The 11,856-nt window shown below is 52.5% G+C and carries 11 protein-coding genes; 5 read left to right on the forward strand and 6 right to left on the reverse strand.

Annotation, left to right across the window (positions count from 1 at the left end):
* Positions 1–29: 29 nt before the first annotated feature.
* The 3 genes from JOD20_RS18970 to metX all read left to right on the forward strand — a co-directional run bounded on the left by JOD20_RS18970 (position 30) and on the right by metX (position 2,974).
* The gene (locus tag JOD20_RS18970; RefSeq protein WP_204756782.1) at positions 30–1,310 is read left to right on the forward strand and encodes a homocysteine synthase; all 1,281 of its coding nucleotides are present in this window, start codon (positions 30–32) and stop codon (positions 1,308–1,310) included.
* A 123-nt stretch (positions 1,311–1,433) separates the two neighbouring features.
* Entirely contained in the window at positions 1,434–1,805 is a 372-nt protein-coding gene (locus tag JOD20_RS18975; protein ID WP_110515328.1) for a hypothetical protein, read from the forward strand.
* Complete coding sequence (gene metX, locus JOD20_RS18980; protein WP_204756783.1) at positions 1,802–2,974, forward strand: homoserine O-acetyltransferase MetX; 1,173 nt, start codon at positions 1,802–1,804, stop codon at positions 2,972–2,974. Before JOD20_RS18975 ends, metX begins: the two co-directional genes overlap by 4 nt.
* A gap of 50 nt (positions 2,975–3,024) precedes the next feature.
* Here the strand turns inward: metX and JOD20_RS18985 are convergent, their stop codons facing one another.
* The 5 genes from JOD20_RS18985 to JOD20_RS19005 all read right to left on the reverse strand — a co-directional run bounded on the left by JOD20_RS18985 (position 3,025) and on the right by JOD20_RS19005 (position 5,894).
* Positions 3,025–3,831, reverse strand: coding sequence for a DUF4388 domain-containing protein (locus tag JOD20_RS18985; protein ID WP_054532967.1), 807 nt, complete (start codon positions 3,829–3,831; stop codon positions 3,025–3,027).
* Positions 3,832–3,885: 54 nt separating this feature from the next.
* On the reverse strand, positions 3,886–4,461 hold the full coding sequence (locus JOD20_RS18990; protein ID WP_012188486.1) for a GTP-binding protein: 576 nt from the start codon (positions 4,459–4,461) through the stop codon (positions 3,886–3,888).
* Between the two features lie 76 nt (positions 4,462–4,537).
* Positions 4,538–5,032, reverse strand: a complete 495-nt coding sequence (locus tag JOD20_RS18995) for a roadblock/LC7 domain-containing protein (protein WP_054532966.1) — start codon at positions 5,030–5,032, stop codon at positions 4,538–4,540.
* A 136-nt stretch (positions 5,033–5,168) separates the two neighbouring features.
* On the reverse strand, positions 5,169–5,534 hold the full coding sequence (locus tag JOD20_RS19000) for a roadblock/LC7 domain-containing protein (protein WP_054532965.1): 366 nt from the start codon (positions 5,532–5,534) through the stop codon (positions 5,169–5,171).
* A 21-nt stretch (positions 5,535–5,555) separates the two neighbouring features.
* Positions 5,556–5,894 carry a hypothetical protein gene (locus tag JOD20_RS19005; RefSeq protein WP_054532964.1) on the reverse strand — a complete coding sequence of 113 codons (339 nt, stop codon included), beginning with the start codon at positions 5,892–5,894 and terminating at the stop codon, positions 5,556–5,558.
* 461 nt (positions 5,895–6,355) lie between these two features.
* Between JOD20_RS19005 and JOD20_RS19010 the strand changes: the two genes are divergently transcribed.
* Entirely contained in the window at positions 6,356–9,322 is a 2,967-nt protein-coding gene (locus JOD20_RS19010; RefSeq protein ID WP_204756784.1) for a Kelch repeat-containing protein, read from the forward strand.
* A gap of 54 nt (positions 9,323–9,376) precedes the next feature.
* Here the strand turns inward: JOD20_RS19010 and JOD20_RS19015 are convergent, their stop codons facing one another.
* Positions 9,377–9,844 carry an Hsp20/alpha crystallin family protein gene (locus tag JOD20_RS19015; protein ID WP_204756785.1) on the reverse strand — a complete coding sequence of 156 codons (468 nt, stop codon included), beginning with the start codon at positions 9,842–9,844 and terminating at the stop codon, positions 9,377–9,379.
* 126 nt (positions 9,845–9,970) lie between these two features.
* On the opposite strand from JOD20_RS19015, the gene JOD20_RS19020 reads away from it, so the two are divergent.
* Positions 9,971–11,575 (forward strand): ATP-binding protein, encoded by a 1,605-nt coding sequence (locus JOD20_RS19020; RefSeq protein ID WP_204756786.1) that lies wholly within the window; start codon positions 9,971–9,973, stop codon positions 11,573–11,575.
* Positions 11,576–11,856 lie beyond the last annotated feature (281 nt).

Here is an 11,856-nt window from a genome sequence, read left to right on the forward strand (position 1 = left end):
TTGAAGATTATCTACAAGGAGTCCTGATCATGGCAGACGAAGTGCAATTCACCCGATTCGAAACCTTAGCGCTCCACGGTGGTCAAAAGCCAGATCCAACCACTGGTTCGCGGGCTGTGCCAATTTACCAGACCACCTCGTATGCCTTTCGCGATACCGAGCATGCTGCGGCGCTGTTTTCGTTGGCCGAACCTGGCAATATCTACAGCCGGATTATGAACCCAACCAACGATGTGTTTGAGCAACGCATCGCTTTGCTCGAAGGTGGGATTGGCGCTTTGGCAGTGGCTTCGGGCCAAGCAGCAGAAACCTTCGCCATTTTAAATGTGGCTGAAGCTGGCGATAACATTGTTTCAGCAACCAACTTGTATGGTGGCACCTACAACTTGTTGCACCACACCTTGCCACGTTGGGGCGTAGAAACCCGTTTCGTCGATGCAACTGACCCAGAAAACTTCCGCGCTGCGGTTGACGATCGCACCAAAGCCTTCTACTTGGAAAGCATTGGTAATCCAAAGTTGCAAATTCCCGATTTTGAAAAGATTGCCAAAATTGCCCATGAAGTTGGCGTGCCATTGATTGTTGATAACACTGCTGCAACCCCATTCTTGTTGCGGCCAATCGAGCACGGCGCAGACATTGTAGTCCACTCGGCAACCAAATTTATCGGTGGCCACGGCACGACGATTGGCGGGGTGATTGTTGATGCAGGCAAGTTCGATTGGGCTGCCAGCGGACGCTTTACCCAATACACTACGCCTGATCAATCGTATCACGGCTTGCGTTTTGCCGATTTGGGCGCGCCGGCCTTTATTCTCAAGGCTCGGGTGCAATTGCTGCGCGACTTGGGCGCATGTCTCAGCCCATTCAACTCGTTCTTGTTGTTGCAAGGCTTGGAAACCCTGCACCTGCGCTTGGAACGCCACGTCCAAAACACGGCGGCTGTGGCCAAGTTCTTGAGCGAACATAAGAATGTCGAATGGGTCAACTACCCAGGTTTGCCCGGCCACCCATCATACGAATTGGCCCAAAAATACCTGCCCAAGGGTGCTGGAGCCTTGATTGGCTTCGGGGTCAAAGGTGGTTTGGAAGCTGGCCGCCGCTTTATCGACAAGCTGCAATTGTTCTCGCACTTGGCCAACATTGGCGATTCGAAGTCGTTGGCGATTCACCCAGCTACCACGACGCACCAACAATTGACCGACGAAGAACGCTTGGCAACTGGGGTGACCGCCGATTACGTCCGCTTGTCAGTGGGCACCGAAGCCATCGACGATATTCTCGCCGATTTGGAACAAGCCCTTGCTTAATCGCATCAGCCAGCAGTGAGAGTGTGTCGAACTGCTGCATGCCAGGGAGTTGCGACCCTAACCGAAATATGTACGGGTGGATGCTCAACAACTGCTGAGCATCCACAGACCAAGGAGTTCCCGATGTCGCATAATCATGATTTACTCAAACCTTTACGCTCGGCTCATGGCGAGTTTGTTACGACAGTGCTTGCTCAGGCCAAAGCGGCAAATCCAGCCCCGTTAGTTGAACAATTGGTAGCCCACAATCGCTGGGCTGTGGCACAACTCCGCGCCGTGCCGCAGCGAGCTGGAGCAACGCCCCCTGCGTCCAGCACCATGGCTGATGTTAGTGGAATGCTTGCCGAATTGGCTGCTAGCTGTGCTGATTTGGGGGCTGCCGTCCGCGATTTACCAGCGGATGCAGTTGAGTGCGGTTCAAGCATGGTCGATGCGATCATTGGGTACTATCACGAACAAACCGCCCGCTTGCGCCAAGGAGGTACGCGGCTATGACCGATACCATCACCTTGGGCGATGTACCGACCGTTACCCAACCTGCTTGGGGACGGTCGGTTGGTTTTGTAACGCCCCACGTGCATGTCTTCACTGAGCCGTTTCGCACTGCGAGCGGCGCTTTGATTCCTGCGCCGTGGCAGCTCAGCTACGAAACCTATGGCACGCTGAATGCCGATCGTTCAAATGTGATTTTGCTGTGCCATGCGCTTTCGGGCGATGCCCATGCCGCTGGCCGTTATAGTGTTCACGATAGCAAAGCTGGCTGGTGCGAGCCGTTTATTGGCCCAGGCCGCGCCTTTGATACTGAACGCTATTTTGTGATTTGCTCGAATATTTTAGGTGGTTGCGGTGGCTCAACTGGGCCATCGTCGTTGCATCCGCACACCGACACCCACTGGGGCAGTCGTTTTCCAGTTTTGACGATTGGCGATATGGTTGCAGCCCAAGTGCGTTTGCTTGATGCGCTCGGCATTGAGCGCTTGCTGGCAGTTGCTGGTGGTTCGCTTGGTGGCATGCAGGCCCTCGAATGGGCGGCAAGCTGGGGCGATCGCGTCCGTGGTGTGATTGCCTTGGCCACTACAGCACGCTCATCGGCGATGGCCATGGCCTTGAGTGCTGCTGGCAGACAAGCGATTGTCAGCGATCCCGCTTGGCGGGCTGGCGATTATTATGGCACTGCTGGCCCAGTTAATGGCTTGGCAACGGCGCGGCGCATCGGCCATATTAGCTATCTCAGTGCCGAAGCCTTGGAAGAAAAATTTGATCGGCGCTGGCAACATGGCGCTGCACCTCAATGGAGCCATCAGCCAGAATTTGCGATTGAAAGCTATCTCGATTATCAAGGGCGCTCGTTTGTGCAACGCTTTGATGCCAATAGCTACTTAGTGATTTCGCGCGCAATGGATTATTTTGATTTGAGCCAACAACCTGGTGGGTTGGATGCAGCTTTTGCTAACACCCAAGCCCAGTTTTTTGTGGCGACGTGGAGCAGCGATTGGCTCTACCCTGAGCGTGATGGCGAAATTATTCGGCAAGCGGCACAGGCAGCGGGCCGCAGCGTTGTGCATTATCCCTTTCACAGCACCAAAGGCCACGATGCCTTTTTGCTCGAAGATAGCCAACTCACGCCGCCGCTCAGCGATTGGCTTGCTAGTTTGAGCAGCTAAAAAGAAACAACGCCCAGCAATTGCTGGGCGTTTTGCTTGGAAAAGAATGCTTAGCGGCTGCCAAGGATGCGCACTGCTCGTTCGCGCAACTTATCGGCCAATTGGCCAGCGTTTGGACGGCCAACCAAGAGCCGAATCGACTCCTCGAAGGCAGAGATCGCTGCATGAACTTGCTCGTTGGTGGCGTTATTGGCGGTTGGCTCGATGCCAACGCGGCGATAGGCCTCAGAAAGCAAGACGCTAGCTGAATTGCCTAAGGCTCCACGGGCCATCTCCTCGAATTGAGGAAACAACGATTCAGCCAGATTGACCTCTTTTTTCTCGATCAAGCCATTGCGCAGCAAATTAACCACAATTTCGCACGAGCGAAACCAGCCTAAACCAGTGCGTTCGGCGATCAAGGCAACGCTATTTTTGCCATTGATCATCGTCAGCACGCGCCACTCATCGGCAGCGAGATTAATATCTCGCGAACCAGTATCGGGATTTTGGACCAAGCGCAGCACCACATTGGTATTGGGCACATACTTTTCAATTTCGGCCCAGCGATCCTGGCGATCGATGCCTTCCATAATGATCATCTCGTTGGATGAAGTAATTGTTGGCGGTGGTGGGGTTTGCTCATAGAAGCGAAACTGACCCTCGTGGAAGGTGAAGAAAGTCAGGGCAGCCTCAAGCGGCTCCAAATTGCCAAGCGTTGCCCCAGTAATCCGGCCATCACGAAAATACAGGTAGCCCTCAACCGATTCATCGCCTTGCAGCGCTTGAATATGAGTTGCGCCTGTTTTTTTACTCAAATCAACGAGTTGAATCAGGTCGGCGATACTTAGATCTCGCAGATTACCTTCAAGTGCCATACGGTGACCCTACGGACAATAACTGGCAGACGAAGCTGCCAGTTGAGACATGGTTTAGAGTTTGCTAATGACCAGTTTACTAATGGCTTTGAGCGTATCAAACACGCCTACGCCAGTGGTTGCGACGGCTTCATAGCGTTGCCAGCCCAATGGATTTAAATATTTATCCATGACGGGGGTTGGCAATGCGCCGGGCATATCGCGTTTATTATATTGCAATACGATAGGGAATTCGCTGAACTTTTTGTTTTGGCGTGTGATATTACGGGCTAACTCTTGCAAGCTTTTGATATCTTCTTGGAGCTTATCGCGTTGTGAGTCGGCGACGAATACCACCCCATCGGCCCCATTGAGCACGGCGACGCGGGTGCGTTCGTACAAAATCTGGCCGGGAACCGTATACAGATGGAAACGGGTTGAAAAACCGCGCACCTTGCCGAGGTCGAGCGGTAGAAAATCAAAAAAGAGCGTGCGTTCGGTCTCGGTTGCAATCGACAATAGATCGCCTTTTGCTTCGCGGGGTACTTGGCTGTGAATATACTGCAAATTGGTCGTTTTGCCACACATACCGGGGCCATAATAGACAATTTTACAGTGAATTTCGCGAACCCCTACGTTGATAATCGCCATAGGTCCTCTCAAAACATAGTCTGAAGCGTATGCTAAAAAACCCCAGACAGCAACCGACTAGCTAAGCCGAAGCGAGCTAGTCGCGGAAAAGCAAATCAATCGTATCTTCCATGGAAGTACGGAAATTGCTCCCCAACACTTCATCTCGCGATTTGTGTTGCTTCCGCACGCGCTCCAAGACGGAGGCGAGTTCTTCGGTCGCCTTTTTGGTCAAGACCTTCACCAGCCCAATGTGGGTACCCTTATTGAAAATAATGGTCAGAATCCATTGGTCATCGATCAAGGCGATAAAGAGATTTTCGCGCACGCCTTGTTGCAAGAGCATGCGGAAATCCTTCTCACGCAAGAGCTTCGCGATCTGTTGAGATGAGGCGAACGATCCGGCGATCAACGCGCCCAAGGCCGTGGTATCTTGGCGATTGCCATCACCCGACGCGGCAATTACCTGGCCACTTTTGTCGAGCAGCAACGCATAGTTACCGCCAGTGTCTTCCACAAGGCGCGCTAAACATTCGTCAATATGGGCGACTTCCTCTGGCGGAACAATTAAACTTGCTAGTTGTGGATCCATACGTGCCACCTATCCATGGTCTGGAGTGCGAAGTATTTTCCAAGCAAAGACGAGCGATTACGGCTCATTATAGCACAGGACGTTCCAATATAACATGCTTTCTTGGGTATTTTACCAAAAATAGCCTGTTAGCAGCTTAGATAGCGGCGAGCGCTGCATCTAAGTGGGCGCGGTGGGCTTGGGCCATATAGCGTAACTTGCCTAACAGTTCGCGCGAACTGGTTAGCACGACCAGCATGGCATCGCTGCTGACTGGTTCGAGTAGGATCAAGCCTTGATCGTATTCGAGCACAGTTTGCACCGAGCCACCTTTGTTGATTTCGCGACCAAGCGCTTCGGCCATGGCCAAGCCATTCGATGCTACCGCGCAGATCGCGTCAACATCAACCCCAGAACGGGCCGAGCTTTCAATTAACAGGCCGTCGGTTCCTGCAACCGCAGCGAGTTCTACGTTTTCCAGTGTGCGAAATTGGTTTAGCACATCACGCAGTGTCTTGCTCATGGAGGTGTGCTCTCCTTCGAACTACGAGAATGAAGAATCCGAGGATCGTCGCCGTAATCGTGCCGTTGGTCGCGCGCGAAGCCGTTTTAAGCGGCTACGGGCTTCTTTCGGCGGTCGCCCCGTTCGGATATTCCGCAGCGAATCAATTGTGGCAACTATCGCACGATCCGCCCAGCCATATATCGTTGGCCGACTTTTGCTCAACTCGTGAGCAAGTTGCGTGACGTTGGTTTTGTAGTCCGGGTCGAAGGTGGCAAGGTTGATCCGCGCCGAGGCGATAATTTGGTGTATCTCCTCGTCGGTGAGTTGATAATCATTGATCAGTTTGCTGGCACGTTTACCCGCTCGATCAAATTGCATGCCATTTGCTCCTTTGGATTGCCGATGGAGCGCTCCTCTTCATGGTACAGACCCAACGTTGTGCTTTGGACGAATTGTGGTGGCTCATCTTAGCATAGGATAGACAGGGTGTCTAGAGGAATTTGTAAATAGTAATACCTAGGACTTTTGGGGTACTAGCCACGTTGTAATCAATCTAACGCGCTATTTTAGACCCCTCACCCAACGTAAGTCTTGACACTTTTGCGCTTAATATCCCCCATCATTAACCGTTCGTTGGATTGATTAATGGCCAAAGTCCTGTCGAACCACGCCCAAAGTACTATGGGGATCAAGCCTAAAGCGTGGTATTATCGCTGCCATGAGATGATCAGGCCAGATCACGGGCGATCTTGCCTGAGCTTTATTGTGTTTAGCCCGTTGTCCTTTTTTTATTCTACTAGCGATTGTCGTTGTTAAAGCTTCGCGGAGGATTTGTTTCTATGGTCTTTTTCGCTCGTTCAAGGGAGTTGCTGGCCCGCTGCCTCAGCGGCCTGCTGCTGCTGACCTTGCTGTTGACGGGGTTCTTGGTTCAATCGCAGGCCAAGGCCCAAACTGCCCAACCACAGGCTGTCGCCACCAGCGCCACCACAACTATGTTCAGTTGGCAAGATGGTGCAAAAGTACCCCAACCACGCTTTGAATCGCAAGGGGTCTTTGTTAATGGTAAGTTGTATGTGATCGGTGGCTTTATTAGTTGCTGTACCCAAATTGATGCCACGAATTTGGTCGATGTGTATGATTTGGCCAGTAATACGTGGCAACGCATCGCCAGTATTCCTGAAGCTATTAGCCATGCCCCAGTCGTTGCCGATGGCACCAATATTTATGTGCTTGGTGGTTATTTGGGCAACAACCCCGGCGGGAGCACCAACCACGTTTGGAAGTTGAACACGCTGACCAATACGTGGACGCGTGGCATCGATCTGCCAATTGCCCGTGGTGGTGCTGGCGCATCGATCGTTAATCGTAAAATCTATTTCTTCGGCGGCGCAGTGCGTACCGCTGGGGTTTTTGATGATACTGATTTTGGCGATCACTATATGCTCGATTTGAGCCTCGCCAACCCAACTTGGGTTACGCGCGCGCCCATGCCAAACCCCCGCAACCACACCGCTGCTGGCGTGGTCGATGGCAAAATTTACGCGGTCGGTGGCCAACATGGCAAGGCCGAAGAATCAGCCAATCAGACCGAGGTTGATCGTTATGATCCAGCGACCGACACGTGGACGCGGGTGGCCGATATGCCGATTGCCAAAGGCCACACCTCATCGTCAACGTTTGGCTATCGCGGGCGCTTATTGGTCATCGGTGGCTCGATCAACGGCGGTACCAGCGGGCTTGCTTCTGCCGACGTGCTGATGTACGACCCCAAAAGCGATGTTTGGATGAAGTTGGTTTCATTGCCAGCCTATCGCAAAACCCCAGTTGCCGATGTTTGGGATAACAAATTGGTGGTGACGACTGGCGGTGGCTACGGCCAAACAGATACCACATGGATTGGTACATTGCCCGATTCATGGGAAACCAACGCTAATATGCCGGTTCCACTCGGCGAGGTTGCGACAGGCATCATTGGCAATAAAATGTATGTGGTTGGTCAAGGCAACGCCGCAACTTTGCGCTACAACCTGACAACCGGCACCTATAGCTCAACCACGACCTTGGCCCAACGCGCATTGCGCGGCAACCATCACGCTGCCGAAGTGATCAATGGCAAGTTCTATTTGTTTGGCGGCCTCGACAACAATAGCGATGGCAAGGTCCAAATTTATAATCCAGCCAATAATACTTGGGCTATGGGTGCTGATATGCCGTTTGCTGCTGGGGCAAGCTCCTCGGCGGTGATCAACGGCTATGTCTATGTTGCTGGCGGGATTGTTAATGGCAGCACGACCACCCGCGTGGCGCGCTACGATCCGCTGGCCAATAGCTGGACTGAAGTTGCGCCGATGCCGCGAGGCCGCAATCATGCAGCTTCGGCTACCGACGGTAGCAAATTGTATGTTTTTGGTGGGCGCGGGCCGGGTAGCGGCGATGGTAATAATGTTGCCAACGGCTTTGATACTGTCCAAATCTACGATCCTGCGACCAATTCATGGCGCTCAAGCATGACCGACTCGCTGATTGCACCATTGCCTCAAGCTCGTGGCGGCATGGGCAAGGCCGTCTATTATGATGGTGAGTTCTATATTTTTGGCGGCGAAACGCTTGATGGTGCTGGCGCAGTGACAGGCAATGTGTATGATCGGGTTGATATTTATAATCCGATTCTCAACCGCTGGCGACTTGGCACGCCAATGCCAACCGCACGTCATGGCATCTTCCCAGTGATTAACGGCGGACGGATTTATATTGCTGGTGGGGGCACGGTTTCCGGCTTTAGCCAAGCCAATACGACCGAAATTTACAACCCAGGCATGGCTGCTGACGAAAATGCCCACCTCGAAACCAATGGTCAAGTCAGTTTCGATTCCGAGCAACTGCATGGCAATCTTGCCCGTGGCCAGTGGGCATGGCAAGCCCGCAACGATGTTGATCGAACTGGCTTCAATGGCACTGGGTATTTAGCTGTGCTGCCAAATACGGGCACGCTTTCGGATACCAACTATACAACTCGCGCTCCCCAGCTTGATTATCGAATCAAGTTCACCACGCCTGGCACCTACTATGTTTGGTTGCGGGCTTGGGCCGATAGTGGTGGCGATAATTCGGTGCACGTTGGCTTAAATGGCCAGCAATCAAGCACATCAGATAAGATGTCGTTGCCAATCTTTAGTGGCTGGCAGTGGTTCCGCGATACAACCGATGGCCCTGTTTCAACAATTAATATTCCTAGTGCAGGCGTGCATACCTTGAATCTTTGGATGCGCGAAGATGGTTTTCGGTTAGATCAGATCTATCTGACGACCAATGCGAATCTTGTGCCCGGCAGTGGCCAAGCGACCCCAACCGCAACGGTTGGCAATCCAACCAACACGCCGACGAACACCGCAACCAATACGCCAAGTAACACACCGACGAACACCGCAACCAACACGCCGACGAATACGGCAACGGCAACTGAGGTTGTGCCAACTGCCACCGATACGCCGACCAATACCGCAACGGCGACCGAGGTTGTACCAACTGCAACCGACACGGCCACGCCAAGCACTACGCCTGATCCTGTAACGACCGAGCCAGCGACCAACACGCCAACGGCCACGGTTCCTAATCCAACCACGGCAGTGCCAACGACAGCAGTGCCAACCACGGCAGTGCCGACGACAGCTGTGCCAACCGAAACCAACACGCCAACCGCGACAATTCCCGTTGGCACGATTACGATTACGCCAAGCTACACGCCAACTGCAACCACATCTGCTGGCGCAACTCATCGCATTTATCTGCCTTGGGCCTCGAAGTAGATGCAAAAAAGCCCTGTGCGAAGTTCTCGCACAGGGCTTTTGCTGGTTTAGGGTTTACTTGTTCACTTCTAGTTCTTTTGCTCCGCCAACTTGGACGCTAATTTTGCGTGGTTTGACTTCTTCGGCCTTAGGAACGTCGAGCCGCAAGATGCCATGCTCCAAGGTAGCGTTGATTTGGTCGCCCTTGACCAACATTGGCAAGGTGATTGAGCGGCTGAAGCGGCCATAGCGGCGCTCGGTGCGATGGGCGGTCGTGCCTTCGCTCAATTTTTGGTTGCGAATTTCACCGCTGATGGTCAAAACATTTTCTTGCAACGTAATATCAAGATCTTCTGCTTTGAGGCCTGGCACGGCAGCTTCGATAATATAGCTATTGGCATTTTCCAAAACATTCATATCGACGCTCAAACCAGTGCGAGTTGCTGCTGATGGGGCAACAAAGCTTTCTTCAAACAAACGGCTCATTGCATCGCGCAAGCTCAGGGCTTCTTCGACTGGTGACCAACGATTGATAGTTGCCATTGTGGTATTCTCCTTGCAATACAGCTTTTGTTTTTTGATGTCGATTTCGTCTGCATCAATCAATTTCGTAACTGTTTGTATAATACTCTGGCAGTGTTAGAACAACGTCTATGGAGCGTTAGAGCCATGTTAGAGCCTCAGGATCTGCGATTACGCCAACGCGATTATCTTTTGCGTTTGATGCGGGCAATGGCTGCCCAGCTTGATGCTGAGCCGTTGCTCAATTTGGTGATTGCCCAAGCAGTAGAGTTGTTGGCGGGAAATTATGGCTTGATCGCCTTGTATAATCCCAATCAACGGCTGGAAATTCGCGCCGCCTATGGCCTTACGCCCAGTTTGTGGTCGGCCTTCGATGAAATTTTGCATGTTTTGCAAAGTGAAGGCCCGCAATCAAGCCAGATGTCTGATGAATTGAGCAAGCTGGCAACCGCGTTAAACGTGCCGTTGCGCCAAGTTGTGGCCTTGCCAATGGTCACTGGCGACCAACAATTGGGCATGATGTTGGTGTTGCGGGCTGCGCTCAACGTAGGCTTTACTGCCGATGATCGCCAATTGCTGAGCGCGTTTGTTGATTTTGCGGCAATTGCGGTTAATAATTCGCAGCTTTATGCCGAGGCGATTGCCGAACGTGGTCGACTTGATGCAATTATCGAGGCCAGCGCCGATGGCATGATGATGCTCGACACCCGTTGGCGAATTACGCGCTTCAATGCTGCCATGGAGCGTCTCACCGGTTGGTCGCGTGAGGAAGCCTTGGGTCGGCCATGCGCCGAAGTCTTGGCGATTCACAACCAGCAAGGGGTTAATATTTGCTTGACCGCCTGCCCGCTGCAACTCTTCCCCGATAACGATCATCCTTCGGTCGAGGGCTGGGTGACCCATCGCGATGGCCATGAGATTTATGTTGGCTCCTCGTATAGCGTGGTCCGCGAAACCAATGGCCGTTTTGGTGGCGCAATTGCCAATATTCGCGATATTACCAAGCAAAAACGCGACGAGCAGCAGCAATCAACCTTTATTTCGGTGATGTCGCATGAGCTAAAAACGCCAGTTGCGATTATCAAAGGCTACGCGAGCACACTCAGCCGCACCGATGTGAAGCTCAACAAAGCCACGAAAACCGAAATGCTGACCGGCATCGAAGAAGAAGCTGATCGTTTGGCACGCTTGATTGGCGATTTGCTGGAAGTTTCGCGCATGCAAGCTGGCGGTTTGCGTTTGCATCCTGCGCCGTTTGATTTGAGCGAATTGGCGGCTGATGTGGTAGCGGCGTTTGCCTCAACGGTTGATCAACGTTTTGAGTTTCAACTCCGTTTCGAGCCAAAACTCCCGCATGTCTATGCCGATCAAGAGCGCATTCGCATGGTGCTTTCCAACTTGATCTCGAATGCGATTAAATACTCACCAGCAGGTGGCGTGATTCGCCTAGGCGGCTGGCCGGAGAATGGCCATGTGCTGAGTTATGTGACCGATGAAGGCATCGGCATTGCCCAAGAAGAATTGCCAAAATTGTTTATGCCATTTTATCGGGTCGATAATCGTTTGGCCCGCGAAACGCAGGGCGTTGGCTTGGGCTTGTATCTGACGAAAGCAATTATCGAGGCCCATGGTGGCCGCATGTGGGCTGATAGCACGGTTGGCAAAGGTTCGCGCTTCTATTGGACGCTGCCAATTGCCCCGCCTAGCCTTCCCGACGCTGAGCCAAGCGTGATTTTGGCCAACGGTGAATAATACCTTTCAATTTGACATAAAAATAAACGAGGCCACATCGCTTGACGTGGCCTCGTTTATGCTAGCTATGGTTTCCCTGCTCTAGAGCTTGCTCTCCTACTGAATGTAAACAAGCAAGAGAATTAATTGGGAGCATCGCGAAACTTTGGATAAACCAGCGAAACAAAAAGCCCCTCTCCCGTGGCGCGGGTTTAAGGGCGGACAGGGACGCTCAACCAGGGGATACAGCACGACCTCGGTTTGGTATACTGGATGGTGACGAAACCAAACCCAGAGCAAAA

Origin of the sequence: Herpetosiphon giganteus, from assembly GCF_016907925.1 — a bacterium.
In the GTDB taxonomy this organism is placed as follows: domain Bacteria; phylum Chloroflexota; class Chloroflexia; order Chloroflexales; family Herpetosiphonaceae; genus Herpetosiphon; species Herpetosiphon giganteus.